The 25,012-nt window shown below is 60.4% G+C and carries 23 protein-coding genes; 17 read left to right on the top strand and 6 right to left on the bottom strand.

Annotated features, from left to right (window positions below):
* Positions 1–19: 19 nt before the first annotated feature.
* The gene (locus tag AC58X1_RS07080) at positions 20–727 is read right to left on the bottom strand and encodes an SOS response-associated peptidase family protein (RefSeq protein ID WP_150570758.1); all 708 of its coding nucleotides are present in this window, start codon (positions 725–727) and stop codon (positions 20–22) included.
* Positions 728–829: 102 nt separating this feature from the next.
* On the opposite strand from AC58X1_RS07080, the gene AC58X1_RS07075 reads away from it, so the two are divergent.
* Positions 830–1,261, top strand: coding sequence for a LexA family protein (locus tag AC58X1_RS07075; protein ID WP_497428569.1), 432 nt, complete (start codon positions 830–832; stop codon positions 1,259–1,261).
* 2 nt (positions 1,262–1,263) lie between these two features.
* On the opposite strand, the gene AC58X1_RS07070 is transcribed toward AC58X1_RS07075, so the two are convergent.
* Positions 1,264–2,553, bottom strand: coding sequence for a Y-family DNA polymerase (locus AC58X1_RS07070; RefSeq protein ID WP_497428775.1), 1,290 nt, complete (start codon positions 2,551–2,553; stop codon positions 1,264–1,266).
* Between the two features lie 104 nt (positions 2,554–2,657).
* Between AC58X1_RS07070 and AC58X1_RS07065 the strand changes: the two genes are divergently transcribed.
* The 5 genes from AC58X1_RS07065 (at position 2,658) to AC58X1_RS07045 (ending at position 8,192) form a co-directional block, all read left to right on the top strand.
* Complete coding sequence (locus AC58X1_RS07065) at positions 2,658–3,737, top strand: tyrosine-type recombinase/integrase (protein ID WP_318181422.1); 1,080 nt, start codon at positions 2,658–2,660, stop codon at positions 3,735–3,737.
* The gene (locus tag AC58X1_RS07060) at positions 3,737–5,413 is read left to right on the top strand and encodes a site-specific integrase (RefSeq protein ID WP_056791207.1); all 1,677 of its coding nucleotides are present in this window, start codon (positions 3,737–3,739) and stop codon (positions 5,411–5,413) included. Before AC58X1_RS07065 ends, AC58X1_RS07060 begins: the two co-directional genes overlap by 1 nt.
* Before the next feature lie 71 nt (positions 5,414–5,484).
* Complete coding sequence (locus AC58X1_RS07055; protein WP_224786438.1) at positions 5,485–7,299, top strand: site-specific integrase; 1,815 nt, start codon at positions 5,485–5,487, stop codon at positions 7,297–7,299.
* Positions 7,296–7,703 carry a TetR family transcriptional regulator gene (locus AC58X1_RS07050; protein WP_150570760.1) on the top strand — a complete coding sequence of 136 codons (408 nt, stop codon included), beginning with the start codon at positions 7,296–7,298 and terminating at the stop codon, positions 7,701–7,703. The genes AC58X1_RS07055 and AC58X1_RS07050 overlap by 4 nt, the downstream gene beginning before the upstream one ends.
* A 258-nt stretch (positions 7,704–7,961) precedes the next feature.
* A complete protein-coding gene (locus tag AC58X1_RS07045; protein WP_056791198.1) occupies positions 7,962–8,192 on the top strand; it encodes a hypothetical protein in 231 nt (76 codons plus the stop codon).
* Here the strand turns inward: AC58X1_RS07045 and AC58X1_RS07040 are convergent.
* The gene (locus AC58X1_RS07040; RefSeq protein WP_056791196.1) at positions 8,189–8,848 is read right to left on the bottom strand and encodes a TetR/AcrR family transcriptional regulator; all 660 of its coding nucleotides are present in this window, start codon (positions 8,846–8,848) and stop codon (positions 8,189–8,191) included. The two genes, AC58X1_RS07045 and AC58X1_RS07040, sit on opposite strands and share 4 nt — an antisense overlap.
* A gap of 119 nt (positions 8,849–8,967) precedes the next feature.
* Here AC58X1_RS07040 and AC58X1_RS07035 point away from each other — a divergent pair, with 119 nt between their 5' ends.
* The 6 genes from AC58X1_RS07035 to AC58X1_RS07010 all read left to right on the top strand — a co-directional run bounded on the left by AC58X1_RS07035 (position 8,968) and on the right by AC58X1_RS07010 (position 18,313).
* A complete protein-coding gene (locus AC58X1_RS07035; protein ID WP_056791193.1) occupies positions 8,968–9,969 on the top strand; it encodes an HlyD family secretion protein in 1,002 nt (333 codons plus the stop codon).
* Positions 9,966–11,759 carry an ATP-binding cassette domain-containing protein gene (locus tag AC58X1_RS07030; RefSeq protein ID WP_056791191.1) on the top strand — a complete coding sequence of 598 codons (1,794 nt, stop codon included), beginning with the start codon at positions 9,966–9,968 and terminating at the stop codon, positions 11,757–11,759. The genes AC58X1_RS07035 and AC58X1_RS07030 overlap by 4 nt, the downstream gene beginning before the upstream one ends.
* Entirely contained in the window at positions 11,756–12,892 is a 1,137-nt protein-coding gene (locus AC58X1_RS07025) for an ABC transporter permease (protein WP_056791187.1), read from the top strand. The genes AC58X1_RS07030 and AC58X1_RS07025 overlap by 4 nt, the downstream gene beginning before the upstream one ends.
* A gap of 4 nt (positions 12,893–12,896) precedes the next feature.
* The gene (locus AC58X1_RS07020) at positions 12,897–14,012 is read left to right on the top strand and encodes an ABC transporter permease (RefSeq protein WP_056791185.1); all 1,116 of its coding nucleotides are present in this window, start codon (positions 12,897–12,899) and stop codon (positions 14,010–14,012) included.
* A 14-nt stretch (positions 14,013–14,026) separates the two neighbouring features.
* Positions 14,027–15,550, top strand: a complete 1,524-nt coding sequence (locus AC58X1_RS07015) for an efflux transporter outer membrane subunit (RefSeq protein WP_150570762.1) — start codon at positions 14,027–14,029, stop codon at positions 15,548–15,550.
* Between the two features lie 822 nt (positions 15,551–16,372).
* Entirely contained in the window at positions 16,373–18,313 is a 1,941-nt protein-coding gene (locus AC58X1_RS07010) for a methyl-accepting chemotaxis protein (protein WP_259072474.1), read from the top strand.
* Positions 18,314–18,429: 116 nt separating this feature from the next.
* Here AC58X1_RS07010 and AC58X1_RS07005 read toward each other — a convergent pair whose 3' ends face one another.
* Complete coding sequence (locus AC58X1_RS07005) at positions 18,430–18,747, bottom strand: helix-turn-helix domain-containing protein (RefSeq protein WP_150570764.1); 318 nt, start codon at positions 18,745–18,747, stop codon at positions 18,430–18,432.
* Positions 18,734–19,054, bottom strand: coding sequence for a transcriptional regulator (locus AC58X1_RS07000; protein ID WP_188036404.1), 321 nt, complete (start codon positions 19,052–19,054; stop codon positions 18,734–18,736). The genes AC58X1_RS07005 and AC58X1_RS07000 overlap by 14 nt, the downstream gene beginning before the upstream one ends.
* Before the next feature lie 289 nt (positions 19,055–19,343).
* Here AC58X1_RS07000 and AC58X1_RS06995 point away from each other — a divergent pair, with 289 nt between their 5' ends.
* From AC58X1_RS06995 to AC58X1_RS06980, 4 genes are read left to right on the top strand one after another with little or no spacing between them, the layout of a single operon-like run.
* Complete coding sequence (locus tag AC58X1_RS06995; RefSeq protein ID WP_150572396.1) at positions 19,344–21,584, top strand: TonB-dependent siderophore receptor; 2,241 nt, start codon at positions 19,344–19,346, stop codon at positions 21,582–21,584.
* A gap of 23 nt (positions 21,585–21,607) precedes the next feature.
* A complete protein-coding gene (locus tag AC58X1_RS06990) occupies positions 21,608–21,895 on the top strand; it encodes an iron transporter (protein ID WP_101321110.1) in 288 nt (95 codons plus the stop codon).
* Positions 21,892–23,427, top strand: a complete 1,536-nt coding sequence (locus AC58X1_RS06985; RefSeq protein ID WP_188036401.1) for a PepSY-associated TM helix domain-containing protein — start codon at positions 21,892–21,894, stop codon at positions 23,425–23,427. Before AC58X1_RS06990 ends, AC58X1_RS06985 begins: the two co-directional genes overlap by 4 nt.
* Positions 23,424–23,756 carry a DUF3325 domain-containing protein gene (locus tag AC58X1_RS06980; RefSeq protein WP_220634047.1) on the top strand — a complete coding sequence of 111 codons (333 nt, stop codon included), beginning with the start codon at positions 23,424–23,426 and terminating at the stop codon, positions 23,754–23,756. Before AC58X1_RS06985 ends, AC58X1_RS06980 begins: the two co-directional genes overlap by 4 nt.
* Here AC58X1_RS06980 and AC58X1_RS06975 read toward each other — a convergent pair whose 3' ends face one another.
* On the bottom strand, positions 23,757–24,326 hold the full coding sequence (locus AC58X1_RS06975; RefSeq protein ID WP_150572398.1) for a biliverdin-producing heme oxygenase: 570 nt from the start codon (positions 24,324–24,326) through the stop codon (positions 23,757–23,759).
* 104 nt (positions 24,327–24,430) lie between these two features.
* Between AC58X1_RS06975 and AC58X1_RS06970 the strand changes: the two genes are divergently transcribed.
* Positions 24,431–24,970, top strand: a complete 540-nt coding sequence (locus tag AC58X1_RS06970; protein ID WP_497428568.1) for a histidine phosphatase family protein — start codon at positions 24,431–24,433, stop codon at positions 24,968–24,970.
* Positions 24,971–25,012 lie beyond the last annotated feature (42 nt).

Raw genomic sequence — 25,012 nt, 5'->3', positions numbered from 1 at the left:
TCCAGCCGCTGCCTTCTGCCTAGAACAGCGTTCCTTGCACTGTTTCCAGCACCAGCAACTGGGCACCTTCATTGCGCATGTTGCCTACGTCTTTGCTGACCGCAAACCACTCGAAATCAGCCACCGGCAAGCACTGCTCACGGGCCAGCCGTTCAGCCTGCTCGGCGGGTAGTTGCGGGTCGAGCCAGGCCCGTGCCTGCTCCGGCGCCAGCACCAATGGGCGGCGGTCGTGGATATCGAGCATGCCCTCATCACTGGCCGCGGTGATGATCACGAAGCCATCGCCCTCGTTCGGCTCAAGCCCGGCTTGCACCTGCGCCAACGCCGCCATGAAAATAGGCGCCCGGCTTTTCAAACGGATGAAATACGGCTGCTTGCGCTTGGGGTCGGCCGGGTCGACCACCCATTCATACCAACCATCGGCCATCACCAGTGCCCGGCCTTGCGGCCACAGCGGTTGAAAGAACTTGCCGGTAGTCACCGTCTCGACCCGTGCATTGATCGGCGCTGGGCGTTTGCCGGTGGCCCAGAACGGCGCCCAGCCCCAATGACACGGGTCGATGCGCAGGCCGTCGGCGGCGTTGTGCAGGATCAGTACACGGCTGCCCGGGGCGACGTTGTAGCGGTCGATCGGCACGTTGTCGTAGCCACTGATGACATCCTGCTCGGCGTCCAGCTCACGCAGATAATCGGCCAGGCCTTGCGACTGAACAAAGCGTCCGCACATTGCAGGTCTCCCACTTGTCGAAATTTCCTACGCCGAAATTGACCAAAGCCGTGGCGCCCGATTAACTGTATATCCGTACAGTTTAATTGCAAGGCGTGCCCCATGACTACCATCCTTGGCCCCATCGCAGCCAGCGCAGGCGCGCTGTCACGCTATCTGTTCAGCGTGCCGGCAGGCTTTCCCTCGCCTGCGGCGGACCACATGGAGCAGCCGATCTCGCTGGACGAACTGTTCAACCTGCGCGCGCCGCATATGTACCTGGTGAGAATAGACGGCGACAGCATGCAGGACGCGGGCATCTTCGATGGCGACCTGGTGCTGGTCGATCGCTCGATCGAAGCCCAGCACGGCCATGTGGTGATCGCCGCCGTCAATGGCGAGCCATTGTGCAAGCGGCTGCACAGGGTTGGCCGGCAGGTGGTGCTGCGCTCGGACAACCCGCGCTTTGCCCCGCGGCATATCCTCGAGGGCGACGAGCTGGCGATCTGGGGCGTGGTCACCTTCAGCGTGCGCAGCCACGATCCCAAGGCTTGAGTTCAAGATCGGGCACGCCAGAGTGCATTGAATTGGGTGGTGAAACTCTGGCTCATCAACTCGCGGCGCATCTCCCAATCCGGTGCCGCTGGCACACTGGCCGCGCGCATGGTGCCCGAGCCCCAGCGCCCGTTGATGTCATCCATCACCTGCATCAGGCGATCACAAGTCGGCGATTGTCTGGGGGCGAACAGGTCATCTGAAAACCCCCCCGGTTGGCACAGGTCCATCAACAACACCTCGGCCTTACTGTAGCGAAAGCCTGGGCGAAAGATCGTGCCTACCGCCTCCAGCGCCATGCGCGTAAGCAGCCGTACGTCGTCGGTGGGGTAGGGCAGTTGCACCACTACGCCGCTGGCGTACTTGGCTTCTTCGGGGTTGAACATGCCGGTGCGGATGCTCACCCGCAGCTTGCGCGCCAGCGAGCGTTGCGCGCGCAGTTTCTGGGTGGCGCGCATGACGTAGGTCGCCACCGCCTGCCTGATCGGCTGCAACTCGCTGACCCGCTCGCCGAACATGCGGCTGCAGCAGATTTCCTGGCGCGGCGGCTCCTGCGCCTGCAGTTCCAGGCAGGGCGTGCCGGACAACTCGCGGGCGGTTTTTTCAACTACCACGCTGAACTGCTTGCGCAGGCTCCACGGGTCGGCCTGAGCCAGGTCCCAGGCGCTGCGGATGTTCAGCGCGGTCAGGTGCGCCGCCATGCGCGGGCCGATACCCCAGACGTCTGAGGCCTGGCACTTTTTCAGCACCCAGTCGCGCCGTACCGGGTCGCGCATGTCGTAGACCCCGCCGGTTTGCGCGGTCCAGCGCTTGGCTGCGTGATTGGCCAGCTTGGCCAGGGTCTTGGTACCGGCGATGCCGACCCCGACGGGAATGCCGGTGTGCTTGAGAACACGCTCGCGAATGTCGCGGCCCAGTTGCTCGAGATCGCCAGGCACGCCGCTGAGGTCGGCGAAGGCTTCATCGATCGAGTACACCTCGGTGGCCGGGACCATGCCTTCGATCACCGTCATTACTCGCTGGCTCATGTCGCCATACAGCGCGTAATTGGAGGAGAACGCCACCACGCCGTGACGGCGCAGCACATCCCGCACCTGAAAGTACGGCTGGCCCATCTTTACCCATTGCTTGGCCTCGGCGCTGCGGGCAATGACGCAACCGTCGTTGTTGCTCAGTACCACGATCGGCGTGCGTACCAGGTCGGGGCGGAACACCCGTTCGCAGCTGGCGTAGAAGCTGTTGTTCTGGGGCTTGCGAAGAGTTAGGAGAAAAGTATCATCCTGCCAACATATTAGAAATCGCTTTGTTTAAGCGCTGTTGGAGGAAAGAGATGGAGTTGCTTCGGGCCACTGAGTCCTTGGTGATAGGAGGTCGTCCATACCCTGGATTCCCGATCTTGCTGTGGGACACCATGGCTAGTTGTGTGCACGCGAACGAGTTTATGCGCCACTATCTCCTCCGAGGAGCCATAGGATCTAAGAAGTCTTGGCCAAGCACGGGGCGTGCTTTATACGACTATTTCAGCTTCCTCCAGGCGCACGAACTCGACTGGCAGGATGTAGATCGAGGTGAGGCCAAGAGCATAGTCGTGGGCTACCGGGATTACTGCTTGGTAGAGTGTCAGTTGGCACGTTCTACCACCCGCCAAAGGCTCCATTATGTGTGCAAGTTCTACGAGTTTGCTCAGCGCCAGGGATGGGTGAGCAAGCTGCCGTTCGGACTTGAGGAGCGGAAAATAAATGGCGAGTCAGGTTTTCTGGCTCACGTTGCTGCCAATGGTGGAAAAGCACTGGTGAACGACATCATGCCCGTGAAGCACCGAGTGCTGCCCAAATTTCTCAGCATGAACGAGATTAAGGCGCTGCTGGCAGAAGCAGAGAATCTGCATCACCGAATGATGATCCGCCTGGGTCTTCATACTGGGCTGAGGCGGGAAGAAATCGCATCTTTTCCCTTGTCCTATGTCTTCGATCCCGACAAGGCCGGCAAATCTGAGCGAAACATTAGGATTCATCTCGATCCGCAAGATGGTAGCGGTATGCGCACCAAGGGGAGCAAGCCGCGTGAGATTTACATCAGTCGGCGTTTCCTCATGGAGCTCCATCGATACGCAGTGCAAGTTCGTGGTGAGCGGGCTTCGCTGACCCATAACCAGCACAAACCATTGTTTCTGAATCAGCTTGGTGAGCCCTACGCCGATGATGGAAAGCGCATTGAGCGCATTGTCCGTGACATTGGAAAACGAGCGAACCTCAGAGTACATCCGCACATGCTTCGCCACACCTATGCAACTCATACGCTGGTCGCTCTTCAGCGCAATGGCCGAGAGGTGGAGCCGCTCGTGTTCTTGCAGCGGCAACTCGGTCACAGCTCCATCCAAACGACGATGATATACCTGCACCTGATCAATGAACTCGCTGACAACGCGGTACTGGCTTACGATGACGAGCTTGCAGATGGCATGGACGCAGTTTAATGGGTAAGCGAAAGATCTTTGTTAAGACCGACCTCAGCGTGCCCCAGGTGGAACATAGTCGTGACTCAGTGGGTGCAGTTTTCGTACTTCCTGAAGCGCTTCCACCTACAACTACGAATGTCGATTTTGGGAGGAACCCTACCGGCTCTAGAAACTACGATTTCGCGTCGTGGTACGGGGCTGGTATCGATTCAATCACCTATGCCTGCCAGCGACAGATTGAGCGATATCTCGCCAAGCAAGACAGCGAAATCGAGCCGAGTACCGTAGCGAGCATCTGTAAAGGTGGCCTACGTCACTTTCTCAATTTTATGACTCTGCGAGCCACTGCGCTTGAGCGTGAGCTAGTGCTTGGAGACATTAATCGCTCCTTAGTCGACGATTTTCTCGGGCACCTCGCGGGCCTTGGCATCGCTACCCTCAGTCAGCGAAGTCACTACACGTCTGCGAAATCCGTCCTGAACGCGCTAGGTAGCAGAGGGATAATTTCTCTGATCACCTCAGGGGACGACGCAACCTTCCCAAGAAATCCCTTCCCAAGTAGTGGTAGAAGCAAAGGGGAAACGTCACTGCCCAAGCGCCAACGGCAGGCGTTTGCTTCAGCATTGAAGCAAGCAGTTGCACCGATATGGAAAGATGACGCTGTACTAAGTGGTGAGCTTTTGGCCTACGTACTGTTGACCATCGCACTGCATACAGGGCGCAACTCCACCCCTCTTCTAGAGATGGGGCGCGACTGCTTGCGGGCGCATCCCAAAGACGGCAGTGTATTTTTGGTTTTGTGGAAGCGCCGTGGACACACCACAAACAAGGTTGCTCTACGAACAGAAAGCGCTGACGAACGCCTCCTTGAATCTACTCCGACCATCAGAACCAATATTGAGCGCCTGATCCGCCGAGTCCTGACCCTTAGTGAATCACTACGGCCAGAAGCGCCTGACAGCATCAAAGATCTTGTATGGCTCTACCGCGTACAGCGAGGGCCAGGGCTTGGCAGCATTATTGAATTGACAGACGGGGCGCTGAAGGTAGCGACCAGAAAACTGGTAACCGACTACAAGCTTATTGACACAGATGGTAAGCCGCTTCGCATCAATATCTCACGCCTGCGCAAAACGTTTGCCAATCGAGTATTTGAATTGCTAGATGGCGATTTGACGACGACGTCAATCGCGCTCGGAAATACGCCTCAGGTGGCCGACAGAAATTATCTAGCACCGAGCACTGAAGCAAGGCGCAACTGGCGCTTCATGGGAGAGATCTTGGTGCAGGAATTACTCAGCCGGACTATAGGCGCAACATACCAAAAAACTCCCATGGGCCAGTGCGAAGACCCAGTAAATGGTCAGTACGCGCCAAAACGCCAGGGTATCGCGTGCTTCTCATTTCTCAACTGCCTACGTTGCAAGCACTACGCGATTACTGGCGAGGATTTGCACCGACTATTCAGTTTCTATTTCCGAGTATTTGCGGAGCGTGTACGGATGGGGAAACGGCGTTGGAGTCAGCAATACGCCCACATTCCCAGATTGATAGACGACTATATTATCGCCGAAGGCCTGCGGCGAGGAGCCTTCAAACCAGAAGCTGTCGAGGCAGCCCGCGAACAAGCTCGCCTAAGTCCGCATCCCTTCTGGTCAGTGGATGTCCTAGATAGCCTTGAGATTTTCTCGTGAGTGCGCATATTGCTGACGCGCCGCAGTGGGGCGAGTTGGGACTGCAGCCAGGGGATGCTCGCGAACTCTCTGTGAACGAACGTGAAGCACTCATCATTAGCGCCATCCGGGTAGGAAGCGATTGGGTCATCCTCAGTCGATACCGTGACATGACTTGGCGGTTAGAGGGGTTCACCAGCAACGTGCCAGACGGTGTACGGGAGATCGACTTCGGTCGCGTCCCCATTGAATTTGTTCTGGTGATGAAGTCCGTCATGTATCGGTATCTACGCCGTGGCCGTGCCGGACAAAAACGCCCATCGGCAAGTACAGTGCGCAACGTTTTTGAAAACAGCCTGCCGTTTTTGCGGCACATAAGCACGTGCAAGATCGATCACTTCGGTGCGATAACACCAATGATCTGTGCAAATTATGTCTCTGAGTGCCGGGCTATCCGTCAAACACGGCGAAGCAAGGGAAAACCCTTATCTGCCAGTGCGCTTGAACGGCGCTTTTTGGCTGTGGAAGCCCTCTACGATCTGAGCCAATACACCCACGACCCAATACCTAGAAACCCTTGGCCTGATACGTCGGCGCGCGCAATGTCGGGGGGCCGTTCGCGGAGCGAAGAGGCCGGCAAGACCCCATTATTACCCGACGATGTATTTTGCGCTCTATTCGAGAAGGCCCATGAGCAGGTTCGGCGTGGTAATGCCTTGCTCGACATCTACGATGATCTAGAGCGCGTCTCTGCGGAGCGTCATGGGCAAGTAACCAGAAGCATTCAAGAGGCGAAAACTCGTCGACTTGTTGCTCTTGGCTGGGGCGAAGGGCTTGGGGAGTTCAACCAAGCGATCCAGAGCCTCAGAACTGCATCTTACATTGTCATAGCTAGCACTTCCGGCTGCCGAAACCATGAGTTGGCGAACGTTATGGCCGGAGCTCACCACAGCACTGAAGACGATGAAGGCACCGTCTACCATTGGCTTCGCTCAACGTCGGAAAAAACCGACGCGGGCCTCCATGATTGGATGATTCCTGAAAGCACAGTATCTGCGGTGCGCCTAATGGAGCGTTGGGCAGCTCCCTACCAGGCGATGATTGCTGACGAAATCGCGAGGCGATGCAGCGTCAATCCGGCTGACCCGCAAATCACCGAAGCGCAAAAGCATAGGCACGCGCTCTTTCTGGGCGTAACTTCCACGAAAAACAACCTAGTCAGAACTCTCTCGGGCTCGTCCTGGAACAGGTGTCTGAAAGCCTTCGCAAAGAGTTGTGGCCTTAGTTGGAATCTCGCGAGCCACCAATTCCGCCGAAAATTTGCCAACTACGCTGCGCACAGCAAATTCGGCGACCTGCGCTACCTCCGAGAACACTTCGCTCATTGGTCGATGGATATGACGTTAGGTTACGCCATGGATCAGGAATGGGGTCAGCATCTCGATATCGAGCTTTTTGAAGATATCCAGTTCGAACTCGAGGACATCAAGTCTGGTGTGGTTAGCGGCTGGTTGGGTAAGTCACCTCTAGGGGGCGGTTACGGAAGATCAATCAAGCAATGGCACCGAGATCCTAAAAATCTCGCCATTTTCAAAAGCCATGCCTCGATGGTTAAGTCGATTGCCGAGAGCACCTCGATCCGAAGTAATGGCCACTCCTGGTGTACTGCTGATGATGACGGTTGCGTCGGCAATACAATGGAAAGAACGCGCTGTAGCGGCTGCGACAGCTCTGTGATTGGTGTCCAGCATGCTGGGGTCTACCAAGGACTCTTCGATAACCTAAAAGGATTGTTGGATTTTAAAGACATCGGCGAAGGTGGCCGCCAGCGCGTTCTGCGTGATTTGGATCGCTGTCGGAATGTACTGGAACAGCTTGAATTTAAACCGGAGATCGATGACGAATGAAAACAACACGCAAGACATCCGACAGTCGTGAACGAGATCTGCGTCTTGCGTTAGCTCGTATTCAACGTGGCCGAGCCCATACAGGTGAGTCCAAAGTCACTATTGCCGCAGTAGCTCGTGAGGCCGGAGTCTCAACGGCGTTGATCCATAACCACTACCCGAATGTGGCCGAGGCAGTCCGCGAAGCTCAGGGCCGTTCTAGTCGCGCCCAACGTGACGTAAAGCATCAGGATCTCATAGCGGAACGCGAGAAAAATAAACTGCTCCGCCAAGAGCTCGAAGAGCTACGCCTGAAAACCGCTGACCTCGCCTCGATTAATGAAGTTCTGATGGCAGAACTGCGACCCCTAAAAGCAAGGAGCGGTGACCTTAAAATAGTAGCCCTGCCCTCCCATAAAACGTGACCCACAGATTAAACGGTCTGTAATTTTTGTTCCGAGCCGCCAGATGCGAAATTGCACTTCACTTGACCACCTGTTTGCATTCGACCTGACCACAGATTGCATCGGATTTGACCAGCACGCTTCGTGGCCGTGACCGACAGAGAACGGCCAAAAGCAGCCTTTCGATAATGGCTCTGTACAATTGGACTGATATGGGCTTGCGAGAATCACCCTTGAGCTGCGCATCGCCGCCATTTCGTAGGAGACGCCGAATCGGTTGTGAAATCTCCTCTCGTAGACCTCAAGCCGTTTGCCGATGCGCCCATGATGGTGGGCGGTTATCTGACCACCATCATCGCCGCCATGATCCCGCCCCTGTGGCACAAGCTAATGACACCCAAGGTGTTGGCCTGGGACCGCCACTACGCCAGTGCCGAAGAGCGCGTGCTGGCGCGCGAGGCCAATGCCCGCAGCGGCATTGCGCAACTGATGACAGCAACAGCGCCTTAGCCCGGTTCTGCGCGGAATCTGCGCCCTGCGGCTTCCAGTCCCGCCAGGGCGAAGTGGTACAGGTGCTCGACGGTTTCTTCGCGCGGCAGTGCGCTGATTTCCTGAATAGGGCCGGGAATATTGCGTTGCCCAATCAGTAGCATCAGGCAAGGCGCGACAACGCTAAGCAGGCAGCGCAGCAGGGCAGGGTTGCCCATGGGAATACCGGTGAGCTGCGCGACGAGGCCCAGGATCAGCGACACCTTAATCGGCACCTCCGACTGCATCAGCACCTGCAGGTGCGAGGAGGGCGCAAAAAATTCCGAGGCCAGCACGGTGAGGTGCCAACTGTTGGCGTCGCCCATTGTTTTGGGCACCAGTTGTTCAAACAGGCTTCTAAGTTTTTCCGATGCCGGCAGCTCGCTTTCTGCGATGTGCTGCAATGCGGTCACATCCAGAACGCGGCGGTGCGCTTCCACCAGCACGGCCTGATAGAGCCCGTCGCGTCCGCCGAAGTGGTAATTGATGGAAGCCAGATCCACCTCAGCCTTGGCCGCAATGGCCTTGCTGGTGGTCTCGGCAAAGCCTGCCGTGCCAAACAGCGCCCCTGCCGCCTCCAGAATTCGAGCGCGGGTAACTTCGCCGTCGATACGCGCGGCGCGGGGACTTTTACTCATCTAGCCTTTCCATCAAACAACCCAGGATCCGGTGATAGTGCTTGAGTTTTAGTTTAAATTCAATTTAACCTAGGCTGTCTTTACCTCCCTGTCGCTCTCATGTCTCGTGGAAATACACCATGAAAAAACTGCCAGTCATCCTCGTGGTCCTTGGCGTTGTAGCCCTGGCGTTCTGGGCCGGGCTGCAGTTCAGCTCGGGCAAAAAAGACGACGGCCTGGTGCTGCATGGCAACGTCGATATTCGCCAGATCTCGCTGGCCTTCGATGGCAACGGCCGCATCGCTTCGCTAAGCGTCGATGAGGGTGAGGGGGTGCACAAGGGCGATGTGGTGGCTGTTCTCGATACCCGCACGCTCGAATTGCAAGCCGAGCAGGCGCAGGCGCAGATCGAGGTGCAGCAGCAGAATCTGAAGCTGCTGCGCAGCGGTTCACGGCCCCAGGAAATCGCCCAGGCGCGCAGCCGCACACTGGCGGCGCAGGCCGATGCCACGCGTGCGGCGCAAGACCTGGCGCGCCTGCAAGGCATCGCCGATTCCACCAAAGGCCGTGGCGTCAGTGCCCAAGACCTCGATCGCGCCAAGAGCAGCGTGCAAGTGGCGCGGGCCACGGTAGCTGAGCGCCAGGAGGCCCAGCGCCTGACCGAAATCGGCCCGCGCCAGGAAGAGCTAGCCGGTGCAGAGGCTCAACTGAAGGCCTCGCAAGCGCAGTTGGCGCTGTTGCAACACCAGGTTGAGCAAGGCCAACTCAAAGTACCTGCCGATGCCGTGGTGCGTTCGCGGTTGCTGGAACCGGGCGACATGGCCACCCCGCAACGCCCGGTGCTGGCATTGGCATTGACCGAGCCCAAGTGGGTGCGCGTGTACGTCAACGAGCCGGACCTTGGCCGCGTCAAACCCGGCATGAATGCCAGCGTGTTTACTGATGCCTCTCCTGACCGGGCCATCGCCGGCACGGTGGGTTATATCTCCTCCGTGGCCGAGTTCACCCCCAAAGCCGTACAAACCGAAGAGCTGCGCACCAGCCTGGTGTACGAAGTGCGCGTGCTGGTTAAGGACCCCGACAACGCACTGCGCCTGGGCCAACCGGCCACCGTCAAGTTGGCCACTGGCGCCGTGCAATGACCGACGCCGCCATTACCGTTGCGGCCAAGGGTTTGCGCAAAACCTTCGAAGCGCCGGGCGGTGGCCCGTTGCATGCGGTCAACGACATCGCGCTGACCGTGCGCGCGGGCGAATTGACGGCGCTGGTTGGGCCCGATGGCGCGGGGAAAACCACCCTCTTGCGCATGATGGCCGGGCTGCTAAAGCCCGACGCCGGCAGCCTGCACGTGCTGGGTATCGATGTGTCGGCGCAGCCACAGACGGTGCAAGACCGCATCAGCTACATGCCCCAGCGTTTCGGCCTGTACGAAGATTTAAGCGTGGAGGAAAACCTCAACCTCTACGCCGATTTGCATGGCGTGCCGCAGGCGGTTCGCCGCGAGCGTTTCGCCCGCATGTTGGAGATGACCGACCTCACGCGGTTCACCGATCGCCCGGCCGGCAAACTGTCCGGCGGTATGAAACAAAAGCTTGGCCTGGCCTGCACCCTGGTGCGCTCGCCCGATTTGCTGTTACTCGACGAGCCGAGCGTGGGCGTCGACCCGCTGTCGCGCCGCGACTTGTGGAAAATCGTGCAGCAGCTGGTGGATGACGAAAACCTCAGCGTGATTATCAGCACCTCATATATGGATGAGGCAGAGCGCTGCGCCAACGTATTCGTGATGCACGAAGGCAACATTCTGGCCGAGGGCACGCCTGCGGCGCTGACGCAAAAAGCCCATGGCTTGACCTACGTGGCGACACCCCCGGCAGGCATGCCGGCGCGCGACCTGCAGGCGCGTTTGCTCGACGCCCGCGACGCGATAGTCGATGCCGTGCCCAAAGGCGGCGCTGTGCGCTTTATCCGCCAGACCGACACCGACGGCCCTGCGCTGGAAACAGTGCTGGTCGGGGTGGCCTACCAGCAACGGCAACCTGAGCTCGAAGACACCTTCATGATGATGCTGCGTCAGCATCACGAAAGCGCGCAGGCGACGCCGGTACCTGAAGCAGCGAACCTGGCTGAACATGCGAGCGCCGGCACCGCGACCCGCAAAACCGATGGTAAACCCGCCATTGAGGTGCAAGATCTGGTGCGCACGTTTGGTGATTTCACCGCCGTCGCCAGCACCTCGTTTGCAGTGGCGCGCGGCGAGATATTCGGTCTGCTCGGCCCCAATGGCGCTGGCAAAACCACCACCTTTCGTATGCTTTGCGGGCTGCTGCCGGCCACCAGTGGCCAACTGCAAGTGGCCGGGTTGAACCTGCGCAACGCCCGCACCGAGGCCCGTGCGCGCATCGGCTACGTATCACAAAAATTCGCCCTGTACGGCAACCTCACAGTGCTGGAAAACCTCGAATTTTTTGGCGGTGCCTACGGCCTGCGTGGCGCAGTGCTGCAGCAGCGCATCGCCGCCACCCTCGAGCAATTCGAGCTCAAAGCAAAAGCCGTCAGTGGCCTGCTGCCAGGCGGTTACAAGCAGCGGCTGGCCATGGCCACTGGCCTGCTGCATGAACCGGAAATCCTCTTTCTCGACGAACCCACCAGCGGCATCGATCCCCTGGCCCGGCGTGCCTTCTGGCGCACCATCACCGCGCTGGCGCAGAGCGGCGTGACCATCATCATCACCACGCACTTTATGGAAGAGGCCGAGTACTGCGACCGCATCGCCATTCAGGATGCCGGCAAGATGCTTGCGCTTGGCACCCCGAGCGAGGTGCGCGAGCAGGCCGGTGGCGCTGCCGGCAACGACATGAACAGCGCATTTATCGCCATCGTGGAACAAGGCCGCGCCGCCAGCCGCCCGACAACCGAGGGCGCGCACCCATGAGCACCCGTGCATCAGGTTTCAGCAGCCGGTTTACCGCGCTGCTGCGCAAGGAAGTGCGGCAGTTGCTGCGCGACAAAAGCAACTTGGCAGTGGGCTTGCTGTTGCCGTTGGCGCTGATTCTGCTGTTTGGCTACGGCCTTTCGTTCAACGTGGAAAATGCGCCGGTCGCGCTGGTGCTGGAAGACCATTCGGCCACCGCCCGTGACGTGGCGGCGGGGCTTGAGGGCTCGAAGTACTTGGCGCCGGTGTGGGTGGCCGATATGCCCGAAGCCGAGCGGATGCTACAGGCTGGTGAAGTGGACGGCATTGTGCGCATCCCGCTGGATTTTTCTCGGCGTCTGGCGGCTGGCGATGCGCGTATTCAGTTGATGCTCAACGGCGTCGACTCCACGTCCGCATCGATTATCGAAGGCTATGTCAGCGGCGCCATTGGTGGCTGGGCGCAGCAGCAGGCTGACCGTGCTGGCAACAAACCCGCAGCTGGTGGCAGCGTGGAAGTGGTGCAACGCATGTGGTTCAACGAAACCGGTGAAAGCCGCTGGTACCTGGTGCCAGGCTTGATCGTGCTGGTGTTGACGCTAATTGGTGCATTCCTGACCTCGCTGCTGATCGCCCGCGAATGGGAGCGCGGCACGTTGGAGTCGCTGTTTGTCACGCCGGTGCGGCCACTGGAGTTGGTGCTGTCCAAACTGGCGCCGTACCTGGTGATCGGTGCCATCGACTTGGTGATGTGCTTGCTGGCCTCGTCGTTTTTATTTCATGTGCCGATACGCGGCTCGCTGGTCATTATCGTGCTCAGTTCGATGCTTTACCTGACGGTGTCGTTGCTGCTGGGTTTGTACATTTCCGGCGCCACCCGTAACCAATTCCAAGCCAGTCAGATGGCGCTGCTCACCAGCTTTATGCCCGCCATGATGCTGTCCGGTTTTGTCTTCGACTTGCGCAACGTGCCGGTGGTCATTCAGGTGATTAGCCAACTGTTGCCGGCCACGCACTTTATGGCCTTGATCAAAACCCTGTTTCTGGCGGGCGACCACTGGCCGACCATCGTGCGCAGTTGTGCCGTTCTTAGCCTCTATGCGCTGGTGCTCACCTGGGCCACCACGCGCACCTTGCGCAAAACACTGGAGTGAGCCGATGAACGCGTTTTTAGCGAGCCTGGCGCAGATCGGTGCGCTGGTACGCAAGGAGCTGATCGCCCTGGTCAAAGAACCGGCCAGCCGCGTGGTGCTGATCGGCCCGGCGCTGGTCCAGGCGCTGCTGTTCGGTTACGGCGCCACCTATGACCTCAACAGCGCGCCCTACGCGGTGCTGGACCAAAGCCACGGGCAGGCGTCTACCGAACTGTTGGCGCGGCTGGACGGCACCGGTGTATTCAAGCGGGTCGCCACGCTCACCAGCCCGGCGCAGATCGCCACGGTGATCGATGACGGCAAGGCGCTGATGGTGTTGAGCATTCCGTCCGACTTCCAGCAACGCCTGGCGAGCCAGCAGCGTGCGCCGCTGCAAGTGATTTTGGACGGTCGCAATTCCTCGTCCGCCGGCCTGGCGGGCGGCTATGTGGGTTCCATCGTCGCCGACCTCAATGGCTCATTGGGCGGCGCTGCGCCGGGTATCACTATTGAGCGGCGCGCCTGGTTCAACCCCAACCTTGAGTCGCAATGGAACCTGATGCCGGCGCTGATTGCCTCGTTGAGCATGCTGCAAACGCTGCTGCTCGCGGCACTGTCGGTGGCCCGCGAGCGCGAGCAGGGCACCTTTGACCAGTTGCTGGTTACCCCGCTAACGCCGATGCAGATTCTGCTGGGCAAAGCCGTGCCGGCGATTGGCATAGGGCTCTTGCAATCGACGATTATTTTTCTGGTGATCCGCTTCTGGTTTGACGTGCCCATGACCGGCTCGGTGGCCTTGCTTTATCTCGGCCTGGTGACCTTTACCGTGGCGGCAGTGGGCCTGGGGCTTTCGATTTCGGCGGTGTCGCTGACCATGCAGCAGGCAATGCTTTACACCTTTTTGCTGATCATGCCGCTGATGCTGCTCTCGGGCCTTCTCACCTCGGTGAAAAACATGCCGGTGGTATTGCAGATCGCTACCTACATCAACCCGCTGCGCTTTGGTACCAGCATCGTGCGCCGGGTGTACCTCGAAGGCGCGACGCTCGCCGATGTAGGGCTCGATTTTATTCCCTTGCTGCTGATGGGCGCCGTCACGCTGCCACTGGCAGCCTGGCTGTTTCGCAACCGACTTTCCTGATTCAGGTGCCTGCCATGTCCGACTCTCAGCTGTTTGTTTATCGCCCTGCACGCCTGGCCCTGCTGGTGTGCGCCGTGGCGCTGAGTGCCTGCGCCGTCGGCCCCGACGTGGTCAAACCCACGGCGGCGGCGCCGGACGACTGGACCACCTGGAGCAGCGCCGACCCTTCGCTGCGCGCGTCTGCCGGTGTGACGCAAGCACCCCACGCCGCGTGGTGGAAAGCATTCGCCGACCCGGTGCTGGACCGTTTGCAGACGCAAGCTGTACAAGCCAGCCCCGACCTCAAGACCGCCTCGTTACGCTTCGCACAAGCGCGGGTGCAGCGCAGTACCGTCTCCGCGCAGCGCCTGCCGGAAGTCGGCGTTAGCGGTTCGGCCACCCGCCAACGGCAAAGTGAAACCGGCGCCGGCACCCGCTTGATCGACGCAATAGGCACCGGTAGCAACGCCGACGACCTGAAAAAGCTGCTCGCCGAACCCTTCACCCTGTACCAGGCTGGTTTCGACGCCTCGTGGGAGTTGGACTTGTGGGGCCGCATCAGCCGCTCCGTCGAGGCGGCTGATGCCGATATCGCGCAGCAAGCCGCCTTGCTTGAGTTGGCCCGCCAAAGCCTGGCCAACGACGTGGCGCGTAATTACTTCGAGCTGCGCACTACTCAGCGCCAGATCCGCCTGGCCCGTGACGACATCGCCGCGTTGGATGAGCAGGTAGAAATTCTGTCTGCCCGAGTGCAGGGCGGGGTGCTCGACCACCTCGACCTCGAGCGCCAACGCGCCGAGCAAGCGGCGCTTAAAGCCCAATTGCCAGCCCTGCTGGCGCAAGAAAGCGCCAGCGCCAACCAACTCACGCTGCTGCTGGGTGAGCGCCCTGGCGCCTTGCATGACCAGCTACTGCCAATCGAAGAAGACCGCCCCAGCACTATGCCCGACCTGACCCTGGGCCTGCCCTCGGAAGTGGCGTTACAGCGCCCGGATATTCGCGCCGCCGAGGCCGCGCTGACTAGCGCAACGGCGGATATTGGCGTGGCACAGGCAGCGTTGTACCCGAGCATTCGCCTGGGTGCGAAGTTTGGTTATGAGTCGTACCTGAGCGGGGAATTCAGCGACTGGGGCAGCCGCACCTGGTCGATCGGGCCCAGCCTGGACCTGCCGCTGTTCGACCACGGTCGGCGCAAAAGCGTGGTGCAACTGCGCGAGCTGCAACAGCAGGAAGCGGCTGTGACTTACCAACGCACTGTGCTCAAAGCCTGGCAAGAAATCGACGACGCGCTTAGCGCCTACAGCGCCGAGCAGCAACAGGCGCAGCAACTCGACCTGCAGGTGAAAAGTGCCGGTGAGGCCTATTCATTGGCGCAGGCCCGCTATCAGGGCGGCACGATCGACTTCAGTTCGGTGCTCGACAGCCAGCGCAGCTACTTGCAGGCGCGGCGCAGTCTGGTGGCGAGTGAGGGGCGGTTGCGCACGCGCTTTGTGACGATCAACAAAGCGATAGGATCCCCGTTACAGGCGACCGGCCGGGGCTCCGAGCAGGCCCGATAAGCTACGTCGGTTCTCACTGAAAAGTAACGCGCGGTAAAGGCCACGAATGCGCCCGGCGCCTGTCGCGGTCTAGGCGTTACTGCGATTAATACACGCTTCAGCGGGGGCGTGAATTGCCCGTACTTTTGTTGGCGTTCAAACACCGCTTGCGGCGCAAGCGTTCTCTTCCTTGGATGGCCGCTTTTGGCCGTTTACCGTCCTGGCGAACGGCTGCTTTGGGTCGTCTTCTGCCGGTCATGATCAAGAAGCGTGCTGGTCGAATCCGGCCCAAAGGACTGGTCAGGTCGAATGCAAACGGGCGGGCAAGTCTGTGCAACTACCCAGCCAGAAACTCGATTGCCGCGTGGAGTCCTGCCATGCCCCTCCATGCCTGATCCTTGGAACCACATGGATAGCGGATGGGCAGAGCCCGATTAACGTGGTCGACACCACCTCAAAAACAAAAAAACGTGAAAAAAGTTACCTAGCCTAACCGCCTGTATTTTCTAGAAAAAATCGTATCTAACTGTTAGCAAAGCCCCGGAACTGTTGCAGTCGATCAGGGCGAATACGGGTGAGGTGGCGGTTGGCATGGCGGCTGGCTTTTTGCTGTATATGCATACAGTAAACAGCTGCAGTTTGGGACGGTCAAGTTGGCCGCGACCGCCGGCCCGGCGACGTTGGTAAAGTTGACTGATGGATCAACACCAATCGCCGGTTTAATTGTGTACAGGAGATTAGCTAAAGATATAGATCCGTGCGGCCGAAACAGTGTGAGTAGCAGGTCGCCACTACTGCCCAGCAGCGGCCATTTGCCCCCGCCCTACATGGATGGTCGTGACAGTGAAAATAAAAACCAAATTGATCCTTGCCTTCGTCTCGGTAGCCTTTATCCCAGTCAGCGTGGTCGGGGTTATATCGGTGCTGAATATCCGCGCCGATGCACTTGAACAGTTTGTCGATGGCAGCACGCGGGAAATCCGTCAGATAGACGGCAACATGCGTCAGTTCTTTGATGCAACTACGCAAAACGTCGATCAACTGTCCGCTGATCCTGTATACACTTCAGTAAGTACTTTAAAACAGTACACCAGTACCGACGCCGCCAGTCAGCCAATGCCGGCTGCGGCGCAGCAGGTCATTGATCAATTCGCCCGCTATGGTTCGACTCACCCGGCCGCGGCGATTCTGTCCATCGGCCTGGAAGACGGCAGTTACGCGAAATGGCCGGATGATCCCAAGCTTGCCAACTACGATCCGCGCACGCGGCCTTGGTACAAGGCGGCCATGGCCAGCCCGAACAAGACCGTGCGCACCGCTGCCTATTACTACGACAAGGACGATGTGGCGCTGGTCGGCACTGCGCGGGCATTGCTCGATGACGCCGGCAAGCCCAAGGGTGTGTTCGTCGTCAGCGTCTCGCTGAAAAACCTCACCGAGCTGATCAAGAGCATCAAGCTCGGCAACAGCGGCTACGTGATGCTGGTCGAAGACGGCACGGTGCTGGTCGACCCACGCGACGCCAGCCACAGTTTCAAGCAGCTCAAGGACCTTGGCGAGCCTTACGCGCATCTGGCAGCGACCGCGCAGGGCTCGACTGAAGTCGAGATCGATGGCGTCAACTACATGGCCAACGTATGGACTTCTCCAGGCCTGGGCTGGCGCTTTGTCGGCCTGATCGAGAAGCAGGAAGTGATGGCTGCGGCCACGCGCATGAGCTATCTCACGGCAGTCATCGTCATCTTGCTGGCGCTGGTATTTGCGGTGATCGCGGCGGCGTTCTCCAAGCTGATCGTCAAGCCCATCGGCCAGGTCAGCACCGGCTTGCAGTCGATCGCCGAAGGCGAGGGTGACCTGCGCCGAGATCTGCAGGTGCAGGGCAAGGATGAAACAGCTGAGCTGGCCGGCTGGTTCAACAAGTTCTTGGCGGCGATTCGCCAGCTGATCCAGCGCATCGGCGCTGCGTCGAGCAATCTTGAGGACGCTTCGCGGGTCAATAGCGAGGTGGCGAGCAATATGAACGAAGCCGCCGGGCGTCAGCGCGAAGCAGTCGAACTGGTGTCCACTGCATTCAACGAGATGGTCGCCACCGCCAACGAAGTTGCGCGCTCGTGCAGCAGCGCTGCCGATGCTGCCGAAAACGGCCACCGCCGTGTCGCTGAGGGCAAGCAGCAGATCGAGCAGACCACCGACAACGTCAACCGCCTCGGCATGCGCTTGAGCGAGTCGTCTCAGGCGATGGTCGAGCTGGAGCAGGGCAGTCGCAGCATCAACCAGATCCTCGGCACCATCCGCGCCATTGCCGAGCAGACCAACCTGCTGGCGTTGAACGCTGCGATCGAAGCTGCCCGCGCCGGTGATCAGGGCCGCGGCTTTGCCGTGGTGGCCGATGAAGTGCGCGCGCTGGCCAAGCGTACCGCTGACTCCACGGGCGAAATCGACCTGCTGCTCAATACCCTCGGCAGCAAGACTGCAGAGGTCTCGGAGAAGATGGACAGCTGCCTGGATCTGTCGCGGGCCAGCGTGTCGTCGATCGAGAGTGCGCGCGACAGCTTTGAAGGGATCCAGTTGTCGGTCAACGAAATCCGCGACCAGAACCTGCAGATTTCCGCAGCGGCGGAGGAGCAGCACAGCGTTGCCGAAGAGATCAACCGGCATATTCAGCAGATCTATGACGAAGCGCAGCTGGTCGAGGGCCTGGCCAGTTCGGCGCAGGCTGACTCCGGGCGGTTGTCGCAGCTGTCGCAGGAGTTGAATGGGTTGGTTGGGCGGTTCAAGTCCTGACAGCTAGGGCCGTATATTGGCTTGATAATTAGGCCTGCCATTTGGGTTTCGAGGCTGCTGTGCAGCCCCTTTCGACTGGATTGCCGCCCCGCCAAGGGGTTTCACGTGGCAGGGTATCAGTGGCGATTCTGCAGCACCTCTCGAAACACGTCCGGGCGAGAGGCCGCGATATATAGCAGCGAGCGAGCCGCACCAGAAGGCGCTCGACGCCCTTGTTCCCACTCCTGAAGGGTTCGAATCGAAACACCCAGCAGCTCTGCGAATTTAAGCTGCGATAGCCCCGTCTTGTTACGCGCCTCAGCGGCTTCAGTCACTTCAACCTGATGCACTGCGCCGTAGCGGCCGGCTTTCACATCGCGGATCGACTGCAGTAATTCTTCGCCGATGTCGCGCTTGGCGTCCCGAAGCATGAGCTCTGTCTCACTCAACGGCATGGTCCAGCTCCTTCATGATCTTGCGCAGCACATGCGCAGGTATATTTTCTACAGCGCTTTTGCAGTACACGAGCAGTGTAACCAGCGCACCGTCAGCGAGTTGGGCCGTGTAGATGACTCTGACCGCGCCCCGTTTCCCTTGCCCATCCATGCTCCAGCGCACCTTGCGACACCCACCAGAACCGGCGATCACGACGCCAGCTTCTGGATCCGCAGCAAGGTACGCCATAAAAGCTCCATGCTCTTCGGCGGTCCAGTAATCCGGCCACTGCCTGGAGAAAAGCGGCGATTCGATAATGGTCAGCATACCTCATCCCTACGTCTTTGACGTAGGGATAGTGGGAGGTACAACACTGGCGAGGGAAGGTCGATGTTGTATCGAGCAGTTGCTCGGCCTTGGATCGCAGCAGGCCGGCAACCTGCGCAAGTTCCCCACCCAATCTGTAAATTTCGTAAATAAGATTTAAAGTCATTTGAGAATCGTTATATTCCACATCCCTATTGGCCCCCCAAGTACTGCTTGAGAGGCCGGAGGGTGTGGGCTCTTCGGTTTCCTGGTCGGGGTTGGCATTTGCCCATGATCAGGAGATGTGTCGATGCAATCCAGAACCTCACCCAATGGCCTGGCCCTGGCTTTTGTTGCCTTGGCTACACCAGCACTGCTGGTCGCGCCGGCTCACGCCGACGAGCAGCAAGACGCCGAGGTGCTGGACGTCCCGCTAGACAGCAATGCACTGATCATCCAGGACACTCTGGTTACCGCTGAACGTGAGGCGCGTCAGGCGCTCGGTTCGTCGATCATTACCGAAGAAGACATCAAGCGCCGCCCGCCCGCCAATGACCTGTCCGACATCATCCGCCGCGAGCCTGGGGTCAATCTGACCGGCAACAGCGCCAGCGGCGCGCGTGGCAACAACCGCCAGATCGACCTGCGTGGCATGGGCCCGGAAAACACCCTGATCCTGATCGACGGCAAGCCGTCCAATGCGCGCAACGCAGTGCGCTACGGCTGGAACGGCGACCGCGATACCCGTGGCGAGACCAACTGGGTGCCGGCCGAAGCGGTCGAGCGCATCGAGATCCTGCGTGGCCCGGCGGCGGCACGTTACGGCTCCGGGGCCATGGGTGGGGTGGTCAACATCATCACCAAGCGCCCGACCGATGAGTTCAAGGGCAACGTCAACGTCTACACCCAGCTGCCGGAAGACAGCGCCGAGGGCATGAGCCGGCGGACCAACTTCAACCTCAGCGGTGGCCTGACCGAAAACCTTGGCTTCCGTCTGTTCGGCGGCCTGGCCAAGACCGATGCCGATGACCTCGACATCAATGCCGACGCGGCCAACAGTGCCCTCGTGGGCGGCCGCGAAGGTGTGCGCAACAAAGACATCAATGGCCTGCTGAGCTGGAAGCTCAACGACGAGCATCGCCTCGAGATGAGCAGCGGTTACAGCCGCCAAGGCAACATCTACGCCGGCGACACCATGAACAGCAACGGCGGCGGCAACGTTGATCTGATCTCCAGCCTGTACGGCAAGGAGACCAACATCATGCAGCGCAGCACCTACGACCTGACCCACCTGGGCGACTTCAGCTGGGGCACCAGCAAGACCGTGCTGGCCTACGAGTACGTGCGCAACTGGCGCCTCAACGAAGGCCTCGCCGGTGGCCCGGAAGGCGCGATCAACGACAGTGGCGCGGCTATGTCGCGGCTGCGCAACACGCGCCTGACCAGTGAGGTCAACCTGCCGTTCGCCATGGGCAGCACCGAACACGTGCTGACCCTGGGCGGCGAATACCTGTACGAGAGCCTCAACGACCAGGGCTCGTTCCGCCCGCAGAGCTTCGATCCGAGCGGCAACGGCGGCGATGCGATCAGTGGCTTTGATCGCAGCAACTCGAAGATGACTGCCAAGAGCTACGCGCTGTTCGTCGAAGACAACGTCATCATCGGCGACACCACCGTCACCCCCGGGCTGCGCCTGGATCACCACGAAGCCTTCGGTGACAACCTCAGCCCAAGCCTGAACCTGTCGCACAAGCTGACCGAGGCGCTGACCGTCAAAGGCGGCATTGCCCGTGCCTACAAAACGCCGAACCTGTACCAGTACAACTCCAACTACCTGCTGTACAGCCGCGGCAACGGTTGCAGCGTCGGCCAGACCAACTCCGGTGGCTGCTACCTGCAGGGCAACAGCGACCTCAAGCCGGAAATCAGCGTCAACAAGGAAATCGGCCTGCAGTACGACCGCGGCACCTGGCGCACCAGCGCGACGTACTTCCGTAACGACTACCAGAACAAGATTATCGGTGGCACCGACGTGATCTATGCGATCAACAGTGGTCGTCGCGTGACCCAGTGGGAAAACGCCGGCGAAGCGCGGGTCGAGGGTATCGAGGGCAACTTCTTCATCGAGCTGAGCCCGGCGCTCGACTGGAACACCAACCTTACCTGGATGCTCGACAACGACAACCGTGAAACCGGCGAGCCGCTGTCGGTGATCCCCGAGTACACGGTCAATACCACCCTCGACTGGCGCGCCACCGACAAGCTGTCGTTCCAGCTCGCCGGCACCTACTTCGGCAAGCAGAAATCGCCAAGCTACAACTACCGCACCCAGCAGGACTACGACCTGGAAGCACAGCAGGATGTGGAAGCCTACGGCCTGGTGGATATCAGCACCGGCTACAAATTCAACCAGAACTACGATGTGCGCGTGGGCGTGAACAACGTCTTCGACAAGCAGATCCTGCGCGGCGGCAACGCCAGCAGCTCCGGCGCCAACACCTATAACCAGCCTGGGCGCGCCGTGTTTGCCTCGTTGAACATTTCGTTCTGATCGATCGGCACAAGGACCTTCTGATGAGCGAAACCCCAACCTGGCTGCGCATCCTCTCGCGCAGCGGCGCAGCCCTGTTGGGTGGCTACGCCTTCAGTTACGCCAGCACCGCCTGCCTGGCGCGGATCCTGCCGCTGGCGCCGGCGGACGCGGTGATCGTCGCCACGCTGCCGGCGTTCGTCTTCTATACCCTGGCGATTCTCTGGGCCTTCGCCAGCCGTGACGCGCTGCGGGCCTGGGCGCCACTGGCGCTGGCGGTGCCGTTGGCGTTGATTGGCTTCTGGCCGCAGGCGCTGCGGTGGCTGGCATGAAAAACACCTTCACTCAATCGATGGCCTGGCTGCACACCTGGGCCGGGCTGATCTTTGGCTGGCTGCTGTTCGCGATCTTTGTCACCGGCACCCTGGCGGTGTTCGACAAAGAGCTCAACCACTGGATGCAGCCAGAAATCCCGGCAAGTACAGTATCCCAGGCCGATGCCGCCAAGCGCGCGATCAGCTACCTGCAACAGCACCAAGCCAACGCCGGCAACTGGGGTATCAGCTTGCCGACCGAACGCTCGCCGGGCTTGAGCGTCTCCACCGGCGATCGCCGCCACGGCGTGGTGGTGCCGCTCGACCCGAACAGCGGCGAGCCGCTTGCCGTGCGTGACAGCGTCGGCGGCAACTTCTTCTTCCGCTTCCACTTCACCCTCGACCTGCCGCGCAACTGGGGCATCTTCGTGGTCGGCGCGCTGGCGCTGGTGATGCTTGCGGGATTGATCACCGGCATCGTCATTCACAAGAAGATCTTCAAGGAATTCTTTACCTTCCGCCCCGACAAAGGCCAGCGCTCGTGGTTGGACTTTCACAACGCCAGCGCGGTGTTGCTGCTGCCGTTTCACTTGATGATCACCTACACCGGCCTGGTGATTTTCATGATGATCTATATCCCCGCAGGCGTGGACGCCGTGTTCGAGGGCGACAGCCGGGCCTACTTCCAGGCCCAAGGCAATGCCCGTGTGGAACAACCGCGACGGCTGGCCAAGACGCCCGCCGAGCTGGTCGAACTGGCGCCGCTGCTGGCCCAGGCCGAAGCTCGTCTCGGGCCAATTGGCAGCATTGGCATTCGTAACCCGAACACCGCCGCGGCGCTGATCGAAGTGCGGCCGGTGCTGGGTAACCGCATCGCGCTGACCAAAGGCAATGCAATGGTGTTCGACGGTGTCAGCGGCAAGCTGCTCAGCGACGTCCCTGAACTGCGCCCGGCGCCGCTGACTCAGCGGGTCATGGCCGGGCTGCATTTTGCGCAGTTTGGTGGCTACCCGATGCGCTGGCTGTACTTCATCTGCGGCTTGATCAGCTGCGCAATGATCGCCAGCGGGCTGGTGCTGTTCTGCGTCAAGCGTGGGCGCAAATATGCCGCTGCCGACAGCCGTGCCGATGCGGCGGCGCGACGTTGGTATCGCGTGGCTGAAGTGTGCAACGTCGGCTTTATCAGCGGCCTGATGGTCGCCTGTGTCGGCTTGCTGTGGGCCAGCCGACTGTTGCCAGCGGAGCTGGCGCAACGTGAGGCGTGGGAAGTGCGGGCGTTCTTTGGCCTGTGGCTGCTGGCGTTGCTGCATGCCGGCGTGCGCCCTGCCAAACAGGCATGGGTCGAGCAGTTGGCACTTTGCGCCGTGCTGTGCGGTGGTCTGGGTGTGCTGGGTATCTTTGCCGGCGGCGTCGACCACCTGCGCCTGGGTGTCGAGGTCACGGGCCTGGTGTTGGGTATTGGCCTGGCCTTGGCGGCATGGCGTGTGGCGTGCCCCAAACCGGTGGTGGTCAAGCCGCGCGCGGCGCGCACAATGGAGGCCAAGGCATGATCAGTCTGGTGACGGGTAGCCTGCTGTTTGCCTATGCCGGCATGCTCGGTTTGTGTCAGGGGCTGGAGCGCCATTACAAGCAGGTGTGGCAACGGTCACCGTCGCCAGCGCTGCGCCTGAGCCTGCGCGCACTGGGCTGGCTGGGGCTGCTGTTGAGCTTGCTGCTGTGCGCGCAGGCCTGGGGCTGGGCGATGGGCGCGGTGGCCTGGTTTGGGGTGATCTCGCTGGCAGCGGTGGTGCTGGTGCTGCTGCTGCCGTACTGGCCCAGGTTCGCCGTAGCGCTGGTGGCGGCAATACCGGCGTGGGGCGTGCTGCACCTGTTCGGTTGATCAGGCCAGCACGCCGCAGTCCTGCAGCCAGTGCTCGAAGCACTCAAACGTAGCGATGGCGGCGGCCACCGTCTGCGGGTGACTGGCGGCAGGCTGGTCGAGGCGCTGCAGGAAACTGCGCCAATGCGCGCCGGTCAGCGGCCCGTACACGTCGAGAAAGCGCGCGCCGTGGTCGCCGTCGATCCCCAGGCGCTCGGCCATCGCCCGCTTGAGCACCTGACCGCCGAGGGTCGAGCCTTCGATCACATACATCACGCCGAGCACGCTGGCTTCATCGGCAGTTGCCGGCAGCGCCTCGCAGCGGGGCAGGGCGGCAACCTCTGCGCGGCTCAGGCCCAACGCCAGAAGGTCATGTTCGAGCACTGTGGTCTTGGCCCGCTCGCTGCCTTGATGGTCTGTCAGTAGCGCTTGTAGCGGGGCATGGAAGCCATAGTAAGCCTGCATCAGCCGTCGATAGGCAGGCAGGTCGAAGTCATCACGGAAAAACGGCAAGCGGGCTTCCAAGCGCTGGTGGCAGGCTTGGGTACCTGCGCGCAGTGCGAGCAGAAGCGGACTGGGGGTGTGGGGCATTGGCGGCTCGGGTAAAAGGGTATGGCATCTAGACAGCATCCTACCGCAAGGTAGCGGTGGCAGCGTAGTATCAGCGCGCCTGAAGCCTGCGTTGGAGGACACCGGTGAAAGCTGTTCGCTTGACCTTGATCTGCCATGGACTGACCGATGCCCAGCGGCTCGGCCGTATGGCTTGCCCTGATGATGCGCTGGTTGCGCTGCCTTCTGCCGCTGAACTGATGGCTGATTACACGCAGGTATTGTCAGCGCCCGAGCGCCGTACCCTCGACACCGCCGGTGTGCTGGGCGATCAGGTGATGAGCGAGCCGGCCTTGGCCGACGCTCATCTGGGTCGCTGGCAGGGATTGACGCTGAAGCAGTTGCAGCGCGAGCAGCCGGATGCGCTGGCGCAGTGGCTGAGCGATCCCCATAGTGCCTCCCACGGCGGCGAATCCCTGGCTCAGCTGAGCGAACGAGTGGCCGCCTGGCTTGCGGCGTTCAACAGCCCAGGCTCGACCTTGGCAGTGACTCATCCTCAGGTGATCAGGGCTGTGCTTGGGCAACTGCTCGACTGCCCGCTGGCTGCCCTGCAGCGCATCGATGTACTGCCCCTGGCAAAACTACAGCTGAGCTTCAACGGGCAGTGGCGAGTGCGTCTGCTGTGACCTGACGCAAATCCTGGCAACGCCCGGTTGCACTTGGCGGCG

It is taken from the genome of Pseudomonas sp. PGPR N4, from assembly GCF_059693665.1.
This window is presented reverse-complemented; position numbering and strand designations above follow the sequence as displayed.